The organism is Janthinobacterium sp. GW822-FHT07H10 (genome assembly GCF_058798675.1).
In genome coordinates, this window is record NZ_JBXAKS010000002.1 from 133,737 (window position 1) to 155,272 (window position 21,536).

Annotated in this window: 20 protein-coding genes; 15 read left to right on the plus strand and 5 right to left on the minus strand. The window is 52.2% G+C overall.

Annotated elements, in window-relative coordinates; genetic code table 11:
• Window positions 1-30 precede the first annotated feature (30 nt).
• Complete coding sequence (locus AC1RDJ_RS04675; RefSeq protein ID WP_493026631.1) at window positions 31-858, minus strand: class I SAM-dependent methyltransferase; 828 nt, start codon at window positions 856-858, stop codon at window positions 31-33.
• A 132-nt stretch (window positions 859-990) separates the two neighbouring features.
• On the opposite strand from AC1RDJ_RS04675, the gene AC1RDJ_RS04680 reads away from it, so the two are divergent.
• From AC1RDJ_RS04680 to AC1RDJ_RS04695, 4 genes are all read left to right on the plus strand, one after another.
• On the plus strand, window positions 991-1,392 hold the full coding sequence (locus AC1RDJ_RS04680) for a barstar family protein (RefSeq protein WP_493026632.1): 402 nt from the start codon (window positions 991-993) through the stop codon (window positions 1,390-1,392).
• A 96-nt stretch (window positions 1,393-1,488) separates the two neighbouring features.
• On the plus strand, window positions 1,489-1,722 hold the full coding sequence (locus tag AC1RDJ_RS04685; protein ID WP_493026633.1) for a DUF2283 domain-containing protein: 234 nt from the start codon (window positions 1,489-1,491) through the stop codon (window positions 1,720-1,722).
• 585 nt (window positions 1,723-2,307) lie between these two features.
• Window positions 2,308-3,102, plus strand: a complete 795-nt coding sequence (locus tag AC1RDJ_RS04690; RefSeq protein ID WP_493026634.1) for a ComEC/Rec2 family competence protein — start codon at window positions 2,308-2,310, stop codon at window positions 3,100-3,102.
• 42 nt (window positions 3,103-3,144) lie between these two features.
• A complete protein-coding gene (locus tag AC1RDJ_RS04695; protein ID WP_493026635.1) occupies window positions 3,145-4,965 on the plus strand; it encodes a recombinase family protein in 1,821 nt (606 codons plus the stop codon).
• A gap of 12 nt (window positions 4,966-4,977) precedes the next feature.
• Here AC1RDJ_RS04695 and AC1RDJ_RS04700 read toward each other — a convergent pair whose 3' ends face one another.
• Window positions 4,978-6,018 (minus strand): helix-turn-helix transcriptional regulator, encoded by a 1,041-nt coding sequence (locus AC1RDJ_RS04700; protein ID WP_493026636.1) that lies wholly within the window; start codon window positions 6,016-6,018, stop codon window positions 4,978-4,980.
• A gap of 316 nt (window positions 6,019-6,334) precedes the next feature.
• On the opposite strand from AC1RDJ_RS04700, the gene AC1RDJ_RS04705 reads away from it, so the two are divergent.
• From AC1RDJ_RS04705 to AC1RDJ_RS04725, 5 genes are all read left to right on the plus strand, one after another.
• Window positions 6,335-6,595, plus strand: coding sequence for a helix-turn-helix domain-containing protein (locus tag AC1RDJ_RS04705; RefSeq protein WP_493026637.1), 261 nt, complete (start codon window positions 6,335-6,337; stop codon window positions 6,593-6,595).
• A gap of 98 nt (window positions 6,596-6,693) precedes the next feature.
• Window positions 6,694-8,109: an FG-GAP repeat domain-containing protein gene (locus tag AC1RDJ_RS04710; protein ID WP_493026638.1), complete on the plus strand. Its 1,416-nt coding sequence runs from the start codon at window positions 6,694-6,696 to the stop codon at window positions 8,107-8,109.
• Between the two features lie 52 nt (window positions 8,110-8,161).
• The gene (locus AC1RDJ_RS04715; protein ID WP_493026639.1) at window positions 8,162-9,355 is read left to right on the plus strand and encodes a lysozyme inhibitor LprI family protein; all 1,194 of its coding nucleotides are present in this window, start codon (window positions 8,162-8,164) and stop codon (window positions 9,353-9,355) included.
• 12 nt (window positions 9,356-9,367) lie between these two features.
• Window positions 9,368-9,709: a hypothetical protein gene (locus AC1RDJ_RS04720; RefSeq protein ID WP_493026640.1), complete on the plus strand. Its 342-nt coding sequence runs from the start codon at window positions 9,368-9,370 to the stop codon at window positions 9,707-9,709.
• Window positions 9,710-9,914: 205 nt separating this feature from the next.
• Window positions 9,915-10,286, plus strand: coding sequence for a hypothetical protein (locus tag AC1RDJ_RS04725; protein ID WP_493026641.1), 372 nt, complete (start codon window positions 9,915-9,917; stop codon window positions 10,284-10,286).
• A 102-nt stretch (window positions 10,287-10,388) separates the two neighbouring features.
• Here AC1RDJ_RS04725 and AC1RDJ_RS04730 read toward each other — a convergent pair whose 3' ends face one another.
• The gene (locus AC1RDJ_RS04730) at window positions 10,389-11,189 is read right to left on the minus strand and encodes a hypothetical protein (protein ID WP_493026642.1); all 801 of its coding nucleotides are present in this window, start codon (window positions 11,187-11,189) and stop codon (window positions 10,389-10,391) included.
• Window positions 11,190-11,681: 492 nt separating this feature from the next.
• Between AC1RDJ_RS04730 and AC1RDJ_RS04735 the strand changes: the two genes are divergently transcribed.
• The 4 genes from AC1RDJ_RS04735 (at window position 11,682) to AC1RDJ_RS04750 (ending at window position 16,187) form a co-directional block, all read left to right on the plus strand.
• Window positions 11,682-12,233 (plus strand): hypothetical protein, encoded by a 552-nt coding sequence (locus AC1RDJ_RS04735; RefSeq protein ID WP_493026643.1) that lies wholly within the window; start codon window positions 11,682-11,684, stop codon window positions 12,231-12,233.
• 137 nt (window positions 12,234-12,370) lie between these two features.
• Complete coding sequence (locus tag AC1RDJ_RS04740; protein WP_493026644.1) at window positions 12,371-12,862, plus strand: ribonuclease E inhibitor RraB; 492 nt, start codon at window positions 12,371-12,373, stop codon at window positions 12,860-12,862.
• Window positions 12,863-13,020: 158 nt separating this feature from the next.
• Window positions 13,021-14,010, plus strand: coding sequence for a hypothetical protein (locus AC1RDJ_RS04745; RefSeq protein ID WP_493026645.1), 990 nt, complete (start codon window positions 13,021-13,023; stop codon window positions 14,008-14,010).
• Window positions 14,007-16,187 (plus strand): plasmid replication protein, CyRepA1 family, encoded by a 2,181-nt coding sequence (locus AC1RDJ_RS04750; protein ID WP_493026646.1) that lies wholly within the window; start codon window positions 14,007-14,009, stop codon window positions 16,185-16,187. Before AC1RDJ_RS04745 ends, AC1RDJ_RS04750 begins: the two co-directional genes overlap by 4 nt.
• A gap of 406 nt (window positions 16,188-16,593) precedes the next feature.
• Here the strand turns inward: AC1RDJ_RS04750 and AC1RDJ_RS04755 are convergent, their stop codons facing one another.
• Window positions 16,594-17,325 (minus strand): TIGR02391 family protein, encoded by a 732-nt coding sequence (locus AC1RDJ_RS04755; protein WP_493026647.1) that lies wholly within the window; start codon window positions 17,323-17,325, stop codon window positions 16,594-16,596.
• 65 nt (window positions 17,326-17,390) lie between these two features.
• Window positions 17,391-18,032: a tyrosine-type recombinase/integrase gene (locus AC1RDJ_RS04760; RefSeq protein ID WP_493026648.1), complete on the minus strand. Its 642-nt coding sequence runs from the start codon at window positions 18,030-18,032 to the stop codon at window positions 17,391-17,393.
• Window positions 18,033-18,290: 258 nt separating this feature from the next.
• Here AC1RDJ_RS04760 and AC1RDJ_RS04765 point away from each other — a divergent pair, with 258 nt between their 5' ends.
• Together AC1RDJ_RS04765 and AC1RDJ_RS04770 are read left to right on the plus strand one after the other, a co-directional pair.
• Entirely contained in the window at window positions 18,291-18,497 is a 207-nt protein-coding gene (locus AC1RDJ_RS04765) for a helix-turn-helix domain-containing protein (RefSeq protein ID WP_493026649.1), read from the plus strand.
• Window positions 18,498-18,568: 71 nt separating this feature from the next.
• Complete coding sequence (locus AC1RDJ_RS04770) at window positions 18,569-21,535, plus strand: type I restriction endonuclease subunit R (protein ID WP_493026650.1); 2,967 nt, start codon at window positions 18,569-18,571, stop codon at window positions 21,533-21,535.
• Window position 21,536: the final 1 nt, after the last annotated feature.

Genomic DNA, 21,536 nt, shown 5'->3' on the forward strand with positions numbered 1-21,536 from the left:
GGCGGACAGCTTGCTTCCAGGCATCCATTTTCAGGCAGCCTGCGCGCGCACCAGGCGCAAGCCCCAGCCCGTGGCGATGGTGCCGTCCACGCGCTGCAGGCAGCGGACGGCGTCAAGAAAGGCTTGCCGCAGGCGCTGCCTGGCCACGTCGTCGAGCCGGTCGATGTCATAGGTGTCGAGCAGCGCGGCCCACAGTGCGTGCGGCGTCGGCGACCAGGGCACGTCGATGTCGTCGAACGCGACGTGCGCGAAACCGCCATCGAGCAGCTCGCGCCAACCGGCTTCCGAGCCCGCGCGCCTGTCGCCAAAGCGCAGTGGCGGCAGCGCGTCGTTGGCGATCGGCCTGAAGACGTCCATGAAAGCGTCGTTCACTTCGCCCAGCAAAAAGGTCCGGCCGACGATGGCCGCGAACTGGCCGCCGGGGCGCAGCACGCGGCGTATTTCGCGCATCACCTGTTCCATGTCGTCCATCAGCATCAGCGCCATGTGCGACACGAGGCAATCGACGGCGGCGGGCGCCAGGTCCAGCGCCTGCGCGCGTCCCTGCTGCAGGCGCACGGATGGGGGCAGGGTGGCGCGCGCCGCGGCCAATTCGGCGGCGCTCATGTCGATGCCGATCAGCTGCAGCTGCGGCCTGGCAGCCAGCAAGCCTAGCAGGTGGCCGTCGCCGCAGCCGAGATCGAGCACTGTCAGTGGAGTATCCGTATCCGCTATGAGGCTGGTCAGCACGGCATAGGACGACGCATGGTGCGCGCTGGCCGAGCGGGCCGGCAAGTGGCCGAATGCGGCGCTGGTGACGCCTGGCTGGCGTTGATGGAAGTCCTGCAGGTACATCTCGGCGGTTGAAAGCGCGGTCATGTGGCGTTCGATAAAGGGGGGGAGTTGGCGCCCGGGGCGCTGAAGGGCATGCTAGCATGGAAGCGCATGAGAATGCACCGCGATTGCTTTGGCTGGGCTGGCGTCGTTCGTAATATGGAGACTGGGAGAGTAATGATGTTGAGTCGCCGGGGTTTTTTCGCTGTAGATGCCGCAACTGCCGAGCAGATCATTCTCGATTCGCAAACGGACGGCATGCATGTGTTTCACCTCCCTGGGGAAATGACTTCCAAGGACACATTCTTTGATGGGGTACGCCAGAGGCTTCCTCTCGATCCTCCGTTACATAGCAATACAAGCTGGGAGGCGCTAGCGGATTCCGTATGGACAGGATTGGATGGATTGAAGGACGATGGCATCGTGATTGTCTGGCGGGACTCCGGTTGCATGGCAACATGCGCCCCGGAGGATTTCTGCATGGCCTTTGATATCTTGAATGAATTGCCCTGCACACTCGACGATGTCACGCTAACATTGAATAACCCTAAGAAAGTGGTGGTGCTTCAGGTGGTTTGATCGCCATATGGCGCTGGACGGGCCGTGAATGGGCGATATCGCTTGCTCATGCGCCGCTCAGGCAAGAGCGGCACTGCAGGGTTGCAAGAGATCGTAATGAGATGGCAAACCTTGGGCTTTAGCAAGATGAAAAGAAAAATGCAGCTTGAACTAAGCGCAGATGATGATAATGTTGCATATTTGATTCTTCCAGGTCATCGGGGGAAGGGCGTAGCCGGCGGCGTGAAAAAACAAATTCGGCTGCGCGATGTGCTGGAATATGCCGGACCCGATATTTATTTCGATTTTGATGATGGCGGCAATCTTGTCGGCGCAGAGATTCTCGCCTGAACTGCATATTGCAAGTTGTTGCCGGTGATCGTCAGGCAGTCGGGCCATGGATCATGGCGCGGAGACTCCACTCTTTTATATTTCCAGGGAGTTTTCCGCAATCCGGATGCAGTGCAAGATGGCGCTTCAAGAAAATCGGATGTTTAATGCTCAATGACAAACTTTGTTGCCGTGTTTGCGGCTATGCTCCTGATACTCCGCCATGGTGAACGGATGGAAAAACGCCAGGGCATGACTGTTGATCCTGTTGCGGGGTGGAGCATGGCTGTCAGGATTGCCTGCGCTCTGCTGCCAGAAAATTCAGGGAAAACTGGATACCTGCGGGAGCGAATTGGAAAAATTCTTCCTTCGTCCCATTCGATTGGAATTTGGTGGAGCAGCTGAGAATCATTCCTGTCGATTGTCTTTAAAATCAGTATGGCGTGGTGTAGATGGGAAAGAAATGCAAGGTGGCTATTGCTTGGTATTAACTGAGCTACTTCGTCTTGTTCTGCTCCCGATCAAACTTGCAGCTAGCATGTGCGCGCGCACCCAGATAGCGCCGTTTATAGTGGTGAATCTGAGTCAGCGCCGCTTCGGCCTGCCATGCGCACCTTCATACTCGGCTTTTCCGCTGGCGCTTTCTGGCTGCAGACGCAGGCCGAACTGCCTGCGCATGCGGGTGCGGCGCTGCTGCTGGCCTGCTTGCTTTTCCTGGGGCTAGGCTACACCGCGCGTGGCGGGCATGTGGTCTTGCGCCTGTCCCTGGGCTGCCTCTTCGGCGTCATCTTCGGTTATTTCTGGGCCGCGTTCCTGGCGCACGCGGCGCTCTCATCCCAACTGGCATTGCAAGACGAGGGCGAGGACATCACCGTCGTCGGCACCATCGCCAGCCTGCCCTACCATTTCGAGCAGGGCGTGCGCTTCAACTTTGCCGTCGAAAAGGCGGTCAGTGCCAAGGTGCCGCCCCTGATCGCCCTGTCCTGGTATGCGGGCTTTCGCGACGCCGCGACGAATGAAGTGGGCAATGTGCAGCCGGGCGAACGCTGGCGGCTGACGGTGCGCCTGCAGCGCCCGCATGGCAATGCCAATCCCATGGGTTTTGACTACGAAGTGTGGCTGCTGGAGCAGGGCGTGCGCGCCACCGGCTACGTGCGGCCGCAGCCGCGCGCGGACATGCCGAACCGGCGCCTGGCTGCCTTCGTGCCCGGCTTCGGCAATGTGGTGGAAGCGAGCCGCGCGGCCCTGCGCGCGCGCATCGTGCGCAGCCTGGAAGGCAAGCAGTACGCGGGCGTGATCGTGGCGCTGGTGGTGGGCGACCAGCGCGCCATCCCCCAGTCGGACTGGCAAGTGTTCAACCGCACGGGCGTCAGCCATCTGATTTCAATAAGTGGTCTATGAATATACTAAAGGCTGATGATATAATTGCCTGTTGGTAATCATATGGACCTCGCCGTGCCAGTCGCCTATAGCTATATTCGTTTCTCTACGTCAGAGCAGAAGAAAGGCGACTCCCTTCGTAGGCAGACCGAGTTGTCAGAAAGCTACGCCGCCAAGCACGGCTTGACGCTCGACACCACACTTCATTTGCAGGATCTTGGTCTGTCAGCATTTGACCGCTCGAACATTGAACGTGGCGCGCTTGGTGGGTTCTTGGAAGCAATCAAACGTGGTCGTATTGTTTCCGGCTCGTTCTTGCTGGTTGAGTCGCTGGATCGTTTGTCGCGTGACAAAGTTCTTGCTGCGTTGGAGATTTTCATTTCCATTCTTCGGCAGGGCGTCACTATCGTTACGCTTGCAGATAACATGGTCTACAGTGCGGAGTCCGTTGGCGATAACTTTAGTAGTCTGATCATCTCTATCACGATCATGGCTCGCGCCCACGAAGAATCCGCGATGAAAAGCCGCCGCATCTTGGCCGCATGGGAAAGCAAAAGAGCGAGTATTGGTGTTAAGAAGTTAACCGCACGATGCCCGTCATGGTTGAAGTTGAATGCTGACAGGACTGAGTTCGAGTTTATTCCAGAGCGTGCTGAGTTGGTAATGGAAATTGTTGGCATGGTCAAGGCCGGGATGGGGCAAGCGCTGGTTGCCAAGCGGCTTAATGCTCGTTCTGAACCACCAGTCTCAGCGCATGGAAAGGGTTGGCACGCCTCTTACATCTATAAGATCATTACCAGCACTGCACTATATGGCGAATTTCAGCCCCAGTTATGGAATGGTGGCAAGCTGACGCCTCATGGTGAGCCGATTCCTGACTACTACCCAGCCCTGATTTCCAAAGAAGATTACTTTCACTTGCAGGCCATTCGTTCACAGCGTCTGTTCCCCGGCGCAAGAGCTAGGAAGGGTACTGATGTCCCGAACTTACTGAGTGGCATCGCCAAGTGCGGATACTGTGGTAGCACAATGATCTTGGCAGGTGGCGCAGCACAGCGTGTGCGTTCCGACGATGGTGAAATCAAACGGCCAGGAAAGAAGGTGCTTGTGTGCGACGGCGCGCGCCGGGGCCTCGGATGTTTCGCAGTGCAATGGCCGTACAAAGATTTTGAGAAGAGCTTTCTTACGTTCTGTCGTACGTTGCAGTTGAAGGAACTTCTGTCGGATGTCGATGCTGTTGAAGGCGAAAGTGCGCGACAGCTCACGATTAGCGAACAATTGCAATCAGCAAATGCTGCTGCTGACGAAAACAGCAAGCGTCTTGCGCACTTGATGTCAGCACTGGAATTGGGCGATGCGCCTGCAACCGTCCTCAAACGTATACGTGAGCTTGAGCACGAGGCGGACATACTGAGTGCTACAAGGGATGAGCTTGCGAACCAACTGAAATCGGCTGAAGCTTCAGTTCGCCATCGTTCAGAAGAGATGGATTCAGTTAGAAAATTGATCGACCAACTTGACTCCCTAACAGGAGACACGTTGTTTACGGTTAGGACCGGATTGGCTGAGCACATTCGCCATCTCGTTGATAGCGTTCAGGTATTTCCGGCTGGCTCATTGTCCAGCCGCGAGACTATTGATGATCTTCGACGGAAGTTGATCGATGCAGGGTTCTCGTCGGCGCGAGCTGATGCATACATACTTGAGACGCATAGAACCGAACCAAAGCGGACAGGAAGAGGTGTTCGCGGACGATATGTTTCGCGGAAAGATGTCGGTAGGTTTTTCACGATCACAGCAAGAAACGGTGGCTTCAGAGTCGTGTATCCTGACTTCGATGATCCGGCACAGGTGGTAGTTGAGGTCGGGACGAGAGGCGGTTGAATCGGAGTCAGCTCACGATAGGGCAGGTAGGCCGTAGACGAGTCGGACCAGATCGACTTGCCTGCTGACGCCAATCTTCTGATAGATGTGCTGTGTGTGGGTCTTGATTGTGGAGAGTGAGACGAACAAAGTATCGCTCAACTCATCCTGCGTAAGCCCTCCGGCCAAGCCGGTCGCCACTTTCGTTTCCGCAGCGGTCAGTCCATACGAGTCCTGCAAAACATGTGATGCCATCGCACGCTGCTGATTGTTGTCTGAAAGGACGAGAACAACACCGGCTTCATCGTCGTCTAGCTGTCTCTTTTCTTCATTGCTAACCGGAAGCACCGCGATTCGAACGCGAGTATTGCTTTGCGTGGCAAGTGTCTCGATGGTTTTGGCCTGCGTATCAGCATTGTCGCCGCTAACCGCAGTTCGTATCAGTCCGCAGAGCGCGTCATTGTCCTTGATGTTTGTGAGCCGGATTCGACCAAATAGGGATTGAACTACCTCACCTGATTGTAGCCATAGTTCTGCGCGCTGGTTCGTCATCCTTACATGACCGGCCTGATTCACGATGATGATGCCGTAGTCCATGCGATCAAGGACTGCCATCGCGAGTCGTTTGGCATCGCTAACGGTGGATACCTTCGCCGCAACTTGGTCGGCCTTGGCGAAATGCGGTATCAGGCGTTGTAGGAAGTCTGTTTCGATCTGCGAAAACGGTGGTTGGCTGACGTGACGTTGAAAGCCGAAGAAGCTGATCATACTGCCTTCCATGCTGACAACGCCGCTAAGAACATAGCGAATTCCGTTCGGAATCATGAAGTCGGAATAGAATTTGCTCGTCGCCACGTCGGCATCAGACAGGTATTCGCTACAGGCGAGTGCTCGACCTGGCGTTTTGATGATCTGGGCTAGGGTCGGGTCAACTGCAAGAAATTGATCGTTGTAGAGCGCTTGCGTTCGCTGGTCGTGTCCGACTGTGTGCCAATACGCACCTCGACCATGACGGATATCCAGTCCGGCATAGAAGCCTGCTACAGCACCGATGACCGAAGTAATTTCGGTCAACAACGTCTCCCACTCGGCGGGGTCTAGGGCTGCGTCATAAATCTTCCGAATGATGCTGTCTAACCGATCCATGTCCCTCGATTCTTCGCTTCGCTGAAATCATCCTTTGGGATGATTTAAGCAAATTCATTGCTCTCTATCATTAGTCCAACAGAGAGCGCTAGTTGATTAAAAGTCAACGCATTCCGACAGCAGAGGCGTAGATCGCCAAGGCATTCAGGAAATGTTGCCAATTGTCAACATTATGGCGTTCCTTGTGATAGTATATCCCATAATAGGTTATGGCATATCCTGAGTTGGGTTTCAACCTGTGTGGATGGCTAATCCTATTCACGACCCCAACTCACAAGTGTTCCGGCAAATGCTGGTTGAAGCGCGCATGTCGCGCGGACTTTTGCAAGCCGATCTGGCTGATAAACTCCGCAAGACACAGTCTTTTGTCTCGAAATATGAACGCGGTGAACGACGCCTGGACTTTCCAGAATTCGTCACCATCGCTGATGCGCTCGGCCTTGACGTTATGGTCTTCGTTGACGAGTACAGGTCACGTATCACCAAGGATCACCCGATGATCTAACTGGTTTCAGCGAATCGGGAAAAAGTTGCGCCAATAGACCTTCACTGCCGGGGCTTCACAAACGGCAAGCGCCCACGAGGTGCGAGTGGAGGAAATGAATGAAGAAATCTATTGGAGCGGGATTGATCACTCTGTCATTGGCCGCATGCGGCGGTGGCGGTGGCGGTCCTGCCACGCAAGTGCCTGTAATCCCAGCTACCCCAGCGCCAACAGTCACGCTAGCGATCAGTCAGCCTAAAGTCGCATTGGGATCGTCGGCTACGCTTACTTGGTCGTCCACAAATTCCACATCATGCAGCGCGACCGGGGCATGGTCAGGAACTCAGGCTACATCCGGCACGTCAGTACAGACGCCAACTGCGGCTGGCGCTGGAACGTACACGCTAACTTGTACTGGCGCGAGCGGCACCGCAAATCAATCGGTATCGTTGATCGTTCCGATCCCGGTGCTTAAGTCGTCCTACGAAAACAAGATCGCTGCTGGCAAAGCACTCGGCGCACAAACAATGCCGGCGGATGTGACTGAGTCCAACTCGGTGGCATTTGCGGACTTCTTCCAAGAAGGTAGCTATTCGATGGTTACCCACTCCTTGGAATACAACTACACGGCGGCGACGGCATCAAAGCTGGGCCACATCCGATTCTACAAAAATGTGAACGGCGCTTGGGTTGATAACACAGCCAAGCTATTGACCAACACTGTCGGCTGTGTCCATCCGCGCAAAACCATCGTAGCCGACTTCAACAACGATGGCGTGCCAGATGTGTTCTTCGCCTGTCATGGCGTTGATGCTGATCCGTATCCCGGCGAACAGCAGCACATGTTGATGAGCCAAGCAGATGGCACCTACAAGAACCTGACGCTTCCCGATATCTGCTATTGCCACAGCGCTTCGGCGGGAGACATCAACGGTGACGGCTATGTCGATATCCTCGTAACGGACAACATGGTTCAGCAGAAGCCGTACTTCCTTATCAATAACAAGGACGGCACGTTCACGCGTGACATGTCGCACTTCCCGGCAATGATCAACGCGTATCAGTCCAATGGGCAGCCAGGCATCACAGGCGTTAATACTGGCAACGCCGCAATCTACACGTCAGAGTTGATTGACTTCTCCAAGTCAGGACGCTACGACGCATTCTTGGCAGGTACAGCGCCAGACAACCACTTCGGCAACTGGCCTCCGACCATTTTTAAGAATGATGGATCGGGCGTGTTTTCGCAGTCGAGGGTAACGGTACTGCCATATATGCAGCAGTATCAGACCACCTTGGATATCGTTGTCGATGCCGGTTCGATTTATCTGACCAATGTTCATCTGACCTATGACGCGGCGGTCTATGGCTTCAGCAACATCGTCAAGATTGATCCGGTGGCACTTACCTCCACGCAGATTTACGGTAACACGGCCAACTTCAACAACGGTCACGGCTGGTTGAACTGGATCATTCCATACCAAGGCAAGATCGTAAGCCAATCAGCAGCATACGGCGTCTCGGTTCCGGAGTAATGAAGTCTCGCACGGCAAGTCCACTTGCCGTGCGACGCTACGAACATCAAAGGTGAAAAAATTGAAGAACACTATACTGTGCCTATTGCTTCTTGCTGCTGGATCGGTCGCACACGCGGCCAGTTTCGATTGCGCGAAGGCCGCAACTAATGTCGAGAAAACGATCTGTTCTGACGAGAAGATTTCTGACCTCGATAGCCAGCTTATGCAGTCGTATAAGAAGTCGATGTCAACGGCAGTCAACGCTGATGAATTGAAGTTGGAGCAACGAGCTTGGCTCGCGAACGTTAGAAATAAGTGTCAGGATGTTGCATGCCTGAAGCATTCTTACGCTGATCGAATTGCAGTGCTTAATGGGGCAACTTCGATCAGCGTCACACCCGCTATGACGGCGAATAAAGCTGAACAAATTGTAGTGGTGGAACCTGCGGCAGGTGTTCGGCGTGCCACGAAAACCAAGTCGGCTTCCTTGCCGGAAGCTTCCTCATCATTGTCAAATATAGAGATTACTGAAAGGGCATACACAGATAGTGAAGAACTGCGGAAAATCGTCCTCTTGAAGCCCCCGGCGGTGGGCGCGCCCTTTCTTAGCAAGAAACTTGTTGAGGTTGCGGGAACAGATCAAAAATTGATGGAATTCGCGTTGAAATATGTAAATGAACGTAGGTACACCGACGCTCTGCCGTTGCTACGCTACCTCACAATTCGAGGAGATGCGGAAGCTCCACGGTTGCTGGCCAATATTCACAGTATGGTTTATCCGGGCGTAACATCAGCGTACATAAAGTTCGATTACGTCGGTGCTAGACAGCTTTACCAATTGGCTGAGAAGCGTGGAAATGTTAGTGCCATGGTCGGCGAGGCTGATTTGATAATGAAGAGCGAGCTGTTCCAAAAGGAGCTTGGAACAGCAGTTACCTTGTATCGCATCCCCGCATCTCAAGGCGATCAGAAAGCCATTCTAGGACTAGCGCTAATCGCAACGTCGAAGCCTCCAAGCCCAGAAAGCAAGCAGGCCAATGCAGAGCTGAAAAAGATCGGAGTTCCAATCGAGAAGATCGAGCAAGTTGCAGCAAATGCACGTGGAAGAAGCTCGAACACAGTCATCATTGATCCCAATACAGGCAGGAGCGTGGCGGACCCTTATTGCCTCATCCACGAGAACGCGGTTGAAAAGAGTCGACGTTCTGGCGATCTCGCTGGTGCTCGGATACTCGCAGCACAGACACCAGCAAATTGTAAGTGAAGGCCCCCACCAATGTTGACGAAACTAGCGATAGTCGCGTTTAGTCTGGCAATTGTGTTTCCTAGGTGTGTTGGGGCTGCGGAGATCGCGGAACGCATCAACGTGGCCCAAGTTCTTCAACCGACGGGGAAGTCATGTCAGAGTTACTATTCACTTTATCCAGCGGGCATTGCCTGCCTCAAGGATGTCGAGTACAAACGGCTGTTTCGCGTCACGTACAAATTCGCTGGTGAGGTGAGAAAGGCTGACCTGGAGTGGTATCCGGAGAAGAAATTTGCGGTGATGGCAGACGGCACGCCAATCAATCCCGATACGTCCAACCAGTTCAAGACTGAGCATGACCGACCTAACTGATTTCGGAGGATGGTATGGAAAGCGTGTCGTTGTTTGACGGATCTGGCCGAAGGGTAGGTTTCACCGAATCCCGCCCCAACGGAAACATCGTCGCGTACTCGCCAAACGGAACACCGCTTGGCTACTACTGCGCTTCTTCGCGATTTACCTTCGAGTGGCTGGGGCGTCGTGTCGGCAGCGGCAATCAGATCGGTCTGCTGTTTCGATGATCACGAAGCCAGTCATTGACGTTGGCTTGAAGATCAAGTTAGTAGACCGCGTGCTGTTCGCTGTGCGGCGGCTTTACAATCGCACGGTCGGCGCGCATGTCCTGAACTGGAGCAGTGACCGGCTTACTCTCTTTGGCTACAGCATCGTGTCAAAGCGCTCCATTGATGCGCTGTACTCCAAGCAAGCCAGAGAAAATCTCAAGGTCGGATTGTCGGCTGACGAATATCGGGAAGTCTTTCAGGCGTTGGTGATTACCAGCTTTCTACCAACGCCTGAATTGTTCGATGGTTCCTTCTCAGATCGGCAGAAGGCCGAATATGGTATCCGACTTGTCTGGTGCCGCTTCTATGTCCTTGCCACTATTTGACCGTGGATGTTGCCAGTCTAGACAGGTAGCCGGTCAGCAGGCAGGGCCATGTTCCTATCGGCATTGAGGGTCCACCAGAAGCTCACCTGGGATCGCAAGAGCTTAGGCTGGTAGTGCAAGGTCTGCTTTTGCTACTGGGGTCCCTGAAGTGCTCAGATAGATAGTCGGATACGACTGCGCCACTGATGGCAACTGATTGTGACAGTCAACGACAGGCAACTGCTTGTGACAGTCAACGACACTCGACATTGGCAGATGCCAAAGTACGCTGCACATCGGATTCGTGCCACGAAGTTCCTCGATCATGCGCAACGCATGAGTTTGGCGAACCAACACTTCAAATGAATTGAACTTCGCATCATCGAAGATGGACTCATCTACTACGATCAGCGTTGGCTTGAAGGACGATACTGAAGTCAAAAATACCTGCTCAATATCGTCATCGCCACAATCATCAACGTTGCAGAAGTCAATCCACAGTTTGCCGATCTGTTTATGTGCATACGCTAGCTTACACTGTGCGATGGCGTCGAGTTGAACGCTCATGTCTGCCGCAGGTTGCTCGACGCCAGCAATTTTGAACATGAGCTGTTCGGACATACGGCGCAAGTCTACGGTAGTACCGACCCATATTACGTGGCCTCCTTTGGTGGCGAAATGCCAAGCCAGCGCTAGGGGCATCGAGATTGCGTCGGTCGTTGGCGTACAGTCGATCACATAGTTGGTCTGCGGCTCCCAGAGCTCTGCCTGCGCGTTGAGTGGCAGGCCGAACGCGATCTTTGGTGGCAGGTACCTTGCCAGCCAGTCTCGTGCGAGAAGGCTGATTGGCTTTCTTGGCACGCTCCCTGATTTGTTGATTTCGTCTCTTGCCCTGCTCGTTGGCATATTGCTATTGATATTCATGTCGTGCTCCGCTTCGCCTCCAGTGGCGGTGATGATTCTGGATGCAGATATTTATCGACTACGGAGTAGCAGTGATTTCGAGAACAAACGTGAAATTTTCTTCAACCTATTGACGAAGATTGTTGCCTTCAGTTATTGTGTCATCAGCGTTAAGTACTTCAACCCAACTACGCTGCCAGATTTTGCGGACACTCTCCGCGCCTCGTGGGTAACACGGCCGACACAGAGCGGTACCATCATTGAGTTTGATGGAAGGGGCAGGCTGAAATTCTTTCATTCGGTATTTCGGATGTGGGAGTTCGCCTGCAAATCTGACAGAGTCTATTAGACGGCGTCTACTGCCGTTCGCGTCTCTGCATATTCCCAGGCTGCCACACCTCCGGTCTTCCGATTTCGTACGACGTTGTGTTTGCTCGTCTTCGAGTTGCATACCGTCTGCCGAAGGAGTTTCATTTTTAACCTAACCATTAAATTTGAAAAGGCAGTTACCTCATGTTCGCACTCAATATCCCTACCTCCTCCAATGTTGCTGATCTGCTCGCGAAGAAAGCAGAACTTGAAGCGTCGCTGAAAATGAATGAAGACGCTCTGAACGCTGATCGTCCCCTGTTTATCGCTCAGGTGCATCAACTTATTGCGACGTTTCGTATTACCAAGGACGAAGTTTTTCCGCCATCAAAAGATAAACAGGCCATTGTCGATAAAGACTACAGCCCTGACTATTTCTTCCGCGATCCTACGACTGGAGAAGAGTGGGACGGTAAAGGAAAACGCCCTAGCTTCTTGAGCAAGAAGAAGAAGACAGATGATTTTCGCATCTACTACGCGACCAACACGAAGTTCCCGCCCGTCGCCAAACCAGTGCCTTCCCCGGTTGAATCTGCAACTTCAGCCGTCGAGCCATCCGCTATTGCCGCTCCTGATGTCGCCGACATCGCAGACTCCGCAGAAGACGTCGCCTCCCCGGCGGTCGTTGACGAGTTGGTTGCGAACGCTGCGCAACACATTCGTGTAACTACTGCGCTGCTGCCAACCGCAAGCTAAGTTTCCAAAGATTCGTTAGTCGCGAGGGCTTGGTTCAAATTGCCCTCCGGCTAGCTGTTTTCAATCTTCGTTTGGATTGATAGTGCATGTCATCTTTTTTGATGAGGCACTGTCACGCAAAAAATATTAGGAAAATCATGAGCAAAGCTACAAAAGTCGTTAAGCAAATCACTTTATCTGATCGCGATATCGAAGTTGCGAAAAGCGCCTTGCGCGAAAGCAAAATGGGCACAGACCACAAAACACTGAACCTAGTCCTTCGTGACTTCGCGGTGGTAAAAATGTTGGCGAAGAACGGCGACCAGCTCCATGTTAGTAGGTCAATAGACCATTTCGTGTACATCCCAAACAAAGGGAATATCGCGCAGCTTCACAAATGGCTGCTTGAACAAGGATACGCAAACATTAGTACTAGGAAGGGAGAAGATGCCAAGGTGTGCATTAGCTTCACACACACGGGGGCTACGAATTTAGGTGAAATCATCTTGCATACCATTCCAATCGCTCGTGCTTCCCGCAAGGCAGGCGGCAAATATGACGGATGGGGGACGTTCTTGGAATTCAAATCGGAAGACGATTTTGATAAATGCCCTTTAGTCGAAGAACAGCGATGTGCTAACCAAGCGTAATTGAACGTTGGACGCATATAAATAGACTGAGCGCACAAGACAACTCTTTAGGTATCGCCGCTTCGCGTTGTTACCTCCATCGAAACGATATCTGGATAGTTGTTGCGTGCCTCAGTCGAACTGGTAACTCGACTTTAATAGCGAAGCGGGATCACAGCTTGACGATTCCGCATTACATCATCATCGGAGTTTTCATGTACATCACTCTGCCTATCGGCATCACCTTTTTCCATCAAATGGCCGACAATCAGGCCAAATCTACCTCTCTTTTGTGGCCCGAAATCGCGGCCATGTTGAGTGCGCCGCACGCGAGCGCACTCAGCCATAAATCTAACCTGCCACTTTTTTCCCCTTGGGTATACAAGGACGTGTCAGACCCGACTGTAGTTAAAGGTGACGACCGCGAAGGGAAGCCACTCAAGTTTTTCAGCCGCACGCACGTTCGCCGCATCTCAGAGAACTTGGTAGAGATGACCATGCTCGTGCTCGACTATGACGGCGGCCGTCCATTGGATCAGCTTCGTGAAATCTTCAACAAGTGGGAGCATGTGGTCTATACGACGCTTAACCACCGTGAAGAAGGCAAAGACAAAGCACGCATTGTGCTGCCACTGGCTACTTCGATGCCAGTCGCGGACTTTCTTCAATTGCAGCCCGTCATCGAGTCATGGGCTACTGACTTGGGTGCCGATCCTTCGACGGCTGATATTGGCCGCATGTTCATCTTGCCTGTTGTGGGCAAAGAGCGTCGTCACCTTGCGCAAAGCTGGCACCACGAAGGGATGTTTCTGGACTGGCGCATGTTCAGCGACATGCCTAAGCCTGTTGCTGTGCCGATGACCGCAGTGGCTAAACCGCTCAATAGTCACGGCCAGTTGCGCAAGCTGCTGCCGGAGGACGTGATCGAAACGGCTAACAGCCATATCGTCGTACGCGATATCACTCACAAAATTTCTAACGTGCGCTGTCCATTTCATGACGATCCAGAGCCGAGTGAGTTCGTCAACGTCACCGGACGTGGCACTCCGTTCTTAGTCTGCAAGAAGTGTGGCACGGTTTACATGGAGCGTGCGAAAGGCGATGACATCGTTGACGGCATCGCGGAAATCCTCGCTAGGAAAAAACTGCGTGAAGGCGATGCTCAATGATGATCAAACCAATACATCAAGATGCTGAACAATGCGGCCCCGGCAAACTGATCGCGCTCGTGCAGAACTTGAATGAGTCGCATCAGGCGCACGCGGAACTGAAAGAAGATAAGCACAAGGATGCCATCTACTTGGACGACCGCTATCTCGGTGTTCCAATCCGCCACATGAGCAAAGAACTCAGCGAGGCTAAGGTTCTCTTTGTGAAGTCGCCGAAGGGAACGGGAAAAACACAATGGCTGGTGCCATACATGAACTCGCTCCCCGCAACCTGGCGTCGAATTCAGCTTGGACATCGTCGCTCCTTGGAGAGAATGCTTGCCCGTGAGCTTGGACACATTTGCTATCTGGACGAGCGCTCACCAACAGATCGGTATGCAGTGAGCATGGATAGCTTGGATTTCATTCGCGAACATCATCACTACGACGTGCTGGTGATTGATGAAGTCGAACAGGTTCTGCGCCATTTTTTGGCTGATACCACTAAGCCGAAGCGGAACCTCATCTTCAAAATCTTGATTCGACTTCTGCGTGAAGCAAAGCAAGTGATCTGTCTCGATGCTGACATGAGCGATACGCTTACCCTTCATCTGATCCCGATGCTGATGGGACAGTTTGACGTACGTGCGGCCAAGGCCATTATCAACGAATGGAAGACTGATCGTACCATCGAGCTATATGAGGACAAGGATCATCTGATTGCTGAAATGATCGCGGCTATCGAGGCCGGCGAGCGTGTATTTGTGCCTGTCGGGAAGAAGGTGTTGGCGAAAAAGCTTACATCGCTATTGCGGTTCATCCATGATAAGGACGGCAACCCGGTGAAAGTGCTTTCGTTGAACGGCGATACTAACGACGAGCGAAATCACAAGGCGTTCTTCGATGATCCTAACGGCGAGTCGAAGAAGTATCAGGTGTTGATTGCTACGTCTACGCTGAGCACAGGCGTGAGCATTGACGTTAAATGGTTCGACTCTGTCTACGGCCTGTTCGATGCTGGTGTCTATACCTTTCAGGACTGCGATCAAGCTATCAGCCGTGTTCGGTCTCCCAAGCGTGTAAAGGTCTGGATTCACGATGACAAGCGCAGTGTCTTGCAGTCCGAAAGCGCAATTCGCAAGGGCACAGCGGCCCGTGAGCTGGCAACGCGAACCCTCAGTTTGAATCAGACTGACGCTACGCTGTCGGAAGGGGAGTTGCTATACCTGGACTTCGTTACTAGGCTGGCTTGGTGTGAAGAGCAGTGGCGGCATAACCGTCAGCGGCAGTTCATCGGTTTGAAGAAAGGAGAGGGGTGGACAGTAGAGCTTGTCCCGGTAGACAGCGCTATCAAGCAAGCAGGCGCGGAGATGTTGAAGATTGCCGCAGACCCTGACGGGAACAAGAAGTACGTGGCAATTCTTGAAGCGCCATCGCTGTCAGCAGAGGAATTGCATGAGCTTCGCAAGGTTACACACACGAAGCTCACCAACATAGAGAAGCGATCACTGAAGAAGGCCACCATTGCTGACCTCTTTGATTTGAAAAACGTGAGCGACCTAACCTTGCAGCAGATTATCGACTACGACTCGAAGAAGCTTCGTAGTGTCCTGCGAGATATCAAGCTGCTTGAACTTTCGCACGACGACGCGCTGAAAACTGACCGAGTTGAGCGTGAGAGCAAATGGACGCATCGTGCCTTTCCCGACTATCGCCACAACACAAAGCGGCGAGACTTGTTGCTCGGGGCAATTCACACCGTGGAGATTGAGCCCGGCGATGTTCTGCGGAATGCAGCGCAATGCAAACTCGTTGAGGCTGAGTACGCAGCAGCAATGGGAGGGGTGTCTAGTTCCTCGCGACAGGGCCGTGCACTCGCGAAACGACGCAAGGAGCAGCTTGGTGAACTTCAATGGGTGATAACTGACGAGCAGATTAATCGTGCCGCTGCATATGCCACAAAAAATCTAAGAGACTTGAATCGCTACCTTGACACTAGCTTCAAGGTGCCTGATGCGCCGGAGGCGAAGGTGAAGGTCTTCAACGGGATCATGAAGCATGTAGGTGTCGCGATAAAGAGGAAACGTGTGATGGTAAATGGAGTAACGTCCAGCATGTATTGCATCGACTATGATCAGGTTGCTGAGCTGGCGGCGGCAGTGGACTTCAAGACATATCCAGACCTTCTGGCTGCTTGATGGCTGTACATTTTTGCATATGTTTTCAGTGAGGGTGTAATGTGTTTGTGTATTAAGCCTTACTGGAACGTATGCAAATATGTACCGGGTCAAAGGCGGGCTCGGGCGAGTGGCTTGTACAAATTTGCATATGTTTTCGGTGAATGAGTAGTGTGTTTGTGTACATCATCGTATCGGCGGCGGCTGCAAATTTGTACACCTCGAATTTTGGATGGGCGAAGGGCGATCTTGTATAGATTTTTTTCGTGAAGCCCGGCCAGAAACTGAGTAAAAAGCTGTACAAATATGTACGGCTTGTTTATAGCCTCTCAGGGGCATCAGGGCAGGGCGATGAAGGAACATATCAGCCGCGGCGCAATCGACGCTCAGGGGGCGGTTTGACAAGGACAAAAAAATGGGCGTCAGATCACCTTCTGCTATCAACGATCCGAAGTAGATGGCTGGCTAGCACGACCATTTCCTGAGCGTCAGTAGGATCGTTTATTGTAACTGTACGATGCGAATGCGGATTCTTATATGAGCCAATGGCGCCAGCAAAAAGGTGCGCCAGCGCTTCTCGCTCTGCTTCTGGCTGGTTTTGATCGGAAAGTGGTCCTGTGGTCTTATCGAAAGCCTTCCGCATTAATGCTGTGCCAACGTCGGCGTCGGCAAAATGTCCAGCCTCCCGAACTGCAATTTCAACGGCGCGAAAACCTTTAAAGACGGCTGTCTCCAAATCTCCCCGAACGATATCTAGCCAAACTTCATCAGCAATTGTTGGGTGTAGCAGCGACTTAGGAAATCCAACGCTTCTGACATAGGTCGTGAAGCTTGCGTTTGCGACAATGGTCTGAGCGCGGCGACTCAGTAGCATCCAGCCGTTATTTCCGTTCGAGCCAGGTTGAGGTACAAGAAGGCCGTTTATCAGTAGCCAGTTCCATGCCTCTGCCAAAGCCAACTCCGCTTCGTTTCGACGAGTCTGAGGGTATCCGTCGTTTGTCGTGGGATGACCGGTTATATCTGATGCGATAGATTGCTGGTGGATTACATTGTTCTGCTTACGCTCTTGAGCGAGTTGCAATACGACTTCAGCTAATTCCTCCGGCGCAAGTGCAAGAAGCACTTCGACGTCAGGAATTAGTGAGGTTAGAGTAGCCATGGTATTTCACTCCAGCGTAGAAAGTAGTCGCGACAGTATGATGTAGACGGGGCATTTTCCCACGGCTAGAACAAGTCTGTGCAGATTTGCTTGAGCCGCACAGGGTTGTCCTCGACGTACTGTGCTGTCATAGCGATAGACGAGTGGCCCATCAGCGTGGACACGGCCTTTATGTCCACACCCTTTTCAATCAGGGTTGTTGCAAATGTGCGCCGCCCGCTGTGGCTGGAGGCACCTTGCAATTTCGCGTCCGCGTACATGCGATGGAAGAGCTGCTGCAAGCTGTTCGGCGAAAACGAGCTGCCTTTCTGCGACTTGAACAACGGCGCTTCGAGGTTGAACAGGATACCTTCACGCTGCTGCCGTTCGGCGACGAATTCGCGCATCGCGGCGACCACTTTAGGGTTCGTCACATAGACATGTCGCTGCTTGCTACCCTTCGTCATCGATCCGGTGAGGTTGATCTCATCGAGCAGGTTGCCATCAACGCCGAGCACGTGCTTGATGCGCAGCGCGGCCATTTCCTTCGCACGTAGGCCGAGGCCAAACGAACAGTAGAGTAACGCGACGTTTCGCTTGGCGTGCGCCTTCTTCTTCACCACGTTGACGACGCGGGACAGCTCCCGCTCGCTCAGTACCTTCGCTTGACCTTCTCGCATCGGATCACCTCGGAATGTTTCATTATTGCATAATTGCAATACTTTCAAACCATTCTATCCAGCCCTTTGGGCTTCGTACATCGCAGGAGTGGCACCGGCAGCCACAACGTTTACTAATTGCATTTAGTAAACATTATCGCTAGCCTGGCTTGACCTTGCACCTGATCAAAAAACTGACCATCGCAGGACGCCGCCAGGGACGTTCAGGCTGGCTGGTCAATATGTCACTATCGGCATGGGCTACTCATCTGGTAGACTGTGAACGATTTTAGTCGACTTTACGCTATTGAAACAAAGGTCCATGCAATGAATGCCGAACCGTGGGTGACCGCCGAACAAGTAGCCGAGCACTTGGGCGTTGTGAAAGATACCGTCTATCGCTGGCGGGAGCGAAAGGGGCTTCCAGCCCACAAGATCGGGCGTCTTTGGAAGTTCCAGCTTTCGGAGGTCAATGAATGGGTTCGCACCGGCGGCGCAGACGAAACAGTCGCAGGCCACGATCAGCAGGCATAGGCGTGACGGAAAATTTCGAATTTCGAATTTCGCAATGAAGTTCAATCACACAACAATATTAGGTCTGCTCAATGACAACAACAGAAAACCAAATTGAACAAGATTTGATCGGCAAGCTGAAAGATCTTAAATATACCTATCGGCCGGACATCCGTGACCGTGAAGCGCTGGAACAAAACTTCCGCGCCAAATTTGAGGAACTGAACAAAGTCACCCTCACCGATGCTGAATTCGCCCGCCTGCGTGACGAGATCGTCACCGCTGATGTATTCATTGCATCCAAAACCCTACGCACCCGCAATACGTTTACACGCGAAGACGGAACACCGCTGCAATACACCCTGGTCAATATCAAAGACTGGTGTAAAAACGACTACGAAGTCATCAACCAGCTGCGTATCAATACCGCCAACAGCCACCACCGTTATGACGTGATTCTGCTCATCAACGGTATGCCGGTGGTACAGATCGAACTTAAAACCCTGCAAGTGAGTCCGCGCCGCGCTATGCAGCAGATCGTCGATTACAAGAACGACCCCGGCAATGGTTACGGGAACAGCTTGCTGTGCTTTATGCAGCTGTTCATCGTCAGTAACAACAGCGATACCTACTACTTCGCCAACAACCACAATCAGCATTTTGGTTTTAATGCGGACGAACGCTTTTTGCCGGTTTATCAGTTCGCCGCTGAAGACAACAAAAAAATCACCCAGCTCGATGCATTTGCCGATAAATTCCTCGCCAAATGCCTGCTTGGAGAAATGATCAACCGCTATATGGTACTGGTCGCCAGCGAGCAAAAATTATTGGTAATGCGCCCGTACCAAATTTATGCGGTCAAAGCGATTGTTGATTGCATCCATCAGAACCGTGGCAATGGTTATATCTGGCATACCACAGGCAGCGGGAAAACACTTACGTCATTTAAGGCCTCAACCTTACTCAAAGACAATCCCGATATCGAAAAGTGTTTGTTTGTGGTCGATCGCAAAGACCTGGATCGTCAAACCCGCGAGGAATTTAATAAATTTCAAGATGGCTGCGTGGAAGAAAACACCAATACCGAAACGCTGGTGCGGCGCATGCTTTCGGAAGACTATTCCGATAAAGTCATCGTAACCACCATACAAAAGCTCGGCCTCGCGCTCGATGGTAATAACAAAAAGAATTACAAAGAACGCCTAGAACCTTTAAGCAATAAACGTATTGTATTTATTTTTGACGAATGCCATCGCTCACAATTTGGCGACAACCATCAAGCCATTAAAGAATTTTTCCCCAAGGCCCAACTATTCGGCTTTACGGGCACGCCCATTTTTGAACAAAACGCCAGCTACAAACAAATCGACGGCAAAGACGCCTCCTACAAAACTACCGCCGATATTTTTGAAAAACAACTGCACGCATACACCATCACCAACGCCATTGATGATAACAACGTGTTGCGTTTTCATATCGACTATTTCAAACCGGAAGGCAACGTAAAGCCAAAAACAGGCGATACGCTTTCGCAGCAAGCTGTGGTCGAAGCAATTTTGGCCAAACATGATGCTGCAACTAATGCGCGTCGCTTCAACGCGGTATTAGCCACGGCCTCGATCAATCACGCCATTGAATACCATCGTTTGTTTACCGAGATTCAGGCAAAACGCTGTCGTGACGATGATAGCTTCCAGCCGTTGAATATCGCCTGCGTGTTTTCACCGCCTGCCGAAGGCAATAAAGACGTGCAGCAATTGCAGGAAGACTTGCCGCAAGAAAAGCAAGATAACACCGTCGCGCCAGATGAAAAGAAAGCCGCGTTGAAAGCCATCATCGCCGCCTACAATGAGCAATACAATGCCAATCACAACATCAACGAATTTGATTTGTACTATCAGGACGTACAGCAACGCATTAAAGATCACAAATACACTAATGCTGATTATGCCCACCACAACAAGATCGACGTGATGATTGTGGTGGATATGCTGCTCACTGGTTTTGATTCAAAATATCTTAACACCCTTTATGTGGATAAAAACCTCAAACATCACGGTTTGATTCAAGCCTTCTCGCGCACCAACCGCATTCTTAACGACACCAAACCCTACGGCAATGTTCTCGATTTTCGGCAACAAGAACAAGCGGTCAAGGACGCTGTGGCATTGTTCTCTGGCAGTGATTTTGAATCCGCAAAAAAATACTGGTTAGTAGATGCTGCGCCGGTAGTGATAGAAAAGCTCGATTCCGCTATCACGAAGCTACAAGAATTTATGCAAAGCCAGGGGCTGACTTACGCGCCCGCCGAAGTGAACAACCTCAAAGGCGACGACGCGAGAGGCCAGTTCATCAACCTGTTTAAAGAAGTGCAGCGGCTGAAAACCCAGCTCGACCAATACACTGATTTAAGCGCAGAGCAAAGCACCAGCATTGAGGCGGTCATCACCGATGACACCCTGCGCGCCTTCAAAGCCATGTACCTGGAAACCGCGCAACGGCTGAAAGAGAAGCAAGACAAAAGCAAAGAGCCGGACGATAAACTCCAGCAACTCGATTTTGAATTTGTGCTGTTTTCTTCTAGCGTCATCGACTATGACTACATCATGGGGCTGATTGCGCAGTACACGCAAAACCCACATGCCAAACAAAGAATGACTCGCGAACAGTTAATTGGTCTATTGGCTTCCAGCGCGAACTTAATGGACGAACGCGAAGATATCACCGCCTACATCAACCAGCTCAAAGCGGGCGAAGTGCGGAATGAAAAAGAAATCCGCGCCGGTTTCGACGCCTTCAAATCTGCCAAATCCGCGAAAGCAATTAGCGAAATGGCAGCAATGCACCAACTGGACAGCGCAGCGTTGCAATCATTTGTAGACGGCATTATGGGGCGTATGATCTTTGATGGCGAAAAACTAAACGACTTGCTTGCGCCACGTGAACTGGGCTGGAAAGAGCGCGCCAAGGCTGAGTTGGCATTGATGGAAGACCTGCTGCCATTGTTGAAAAAATTGGCACAAGGGCGCGAGATTTCGGGGTTAACTGCGTATGAGTAAG

What these genes read in the sequence shown, in the direction of transcription:
- AC1RDJ_RS04675 (WP_493026631.1), bottom strand. Translation starts at nt 858, where the DNA reads ATGACCGCGCTTTCAACCGCCGAGATGTACCTGCAGGACTTCCATCAA.
- AC1RDJ_RS04725 (WP_493026641.1), top strand. Translation starts at nt 9,915, where the DNA reads ATGATCACGAAGCCAGTCATTGACGTTGGCTTGAAGATCAAGTTAGTA.
- AC1RDJ_RS04755 (WP_493026647.1), bottom strand. Translation starts at nt 17,325, where the DNA reads ATGGCTACTCTAACCTCACTAATTCCTGACGTCGAAGTGCTTCTTGCA.
- AC1RDJ_RS04680 (WP_493026632.1), top strand. Translation starts at nt 991, where the DNA reads ATGATGTTGAGTCGCCGGGGTTTTTTCGCTGTAGATGCCGCAACTGCC.
- AC1RDJ_RS04695 (WP_493026635.1), top strand. Translation starts at nt 3,145, where the DNA reads ATGGACCTCGCCGTGCCAGTCGCCTATAGCTATATTCGTTTCTCTACG.
- AC1RDJ_RS04730 (WP_493026642.1), bottom strand. Translation starts at nt 11,189, where the DNA reads ATGAATATCAATAGCAATATGCCAACGAGCAGGGCAAGAGACGAAATC.
- AC1RDJ_RS04710 (WP_493026638.1), top strand. Translation starts at nt 6,694, where the DNA reads ATGAAGAAATCTATTGGAGCGGGATTGATCACTCTGTCATTGGCCGCA.
- AC1RDJ_RS04740 (WP_493026644.1), top strand. Translation starts at nt 12,371, where the DNA reads ATGAGCAAAGCTACAAAAGTCGTTAAGCAAATCACTTTATCTGATCGC.
- AC1RDJ_RS04705 (WP_493026637.1), top strand. Translation starts at nt 6,335, where the DNA reads ATGGCTAATCCTATTCACGACCCCAACTCACAAGTGTTCCGGCAAATG.
- AC1RDJ_RS04690 (WP_493026634.1), top strand. Translation starts at nt 2,308, where the DNA reads ATGCGCACCTTCATACTCGGCTTTTCCGCTGGCGCTTTCTGGCTGCAG.
- AC1RDJ_RS04735 (WP_493026643.1), top strand. Translation starts at nt 11,682, where the DNA reads ATGTTCGCACTCAATATCCCTACCTCCTCCAATGTTGCTGATCTGCTC.
- AC1RDJ_RS04750 (WP_493026646.1), top strand. Translation starts at nt 14,007, where the DNA reads ATGATGATCAAACCAATACATCAAGATGCTGAACAATGCGGCCCCGGC.
- AC1RDJ_RS04720 (WP_493026640.1), top strand. Translation starts at nt 9,368, where the DNA reads ATGTTGACGAAACTAGCGATAGTCGCGTTTAGTCTGGCAATTGTGTTT.
- AC1RDJ_RS04765 (WP_493026649.1), top strand. Translation starts at nt 18,291, where the DNA reads ATGAATGCCGAACCGTGGGTGACCGCCGAACAAGTAGCCGAGCACTTG.
- AC1RDJ_RS04770 (WP_493026650.1), top strand. Translation starts at nt 18,569, where the DNA reads ATGACAACAACAGAAAACCAAATTGAACAAGATTTGATCGGCAAGCTG.
- AC1RDJ_RS04685 (WP_493026633.1), top strand. Translation starts at nt 1,489, where the DNA reads ATGAGATGGCAAACCTTGGGCTTTAGCAAGATGAAAAGAAAAATGCAG.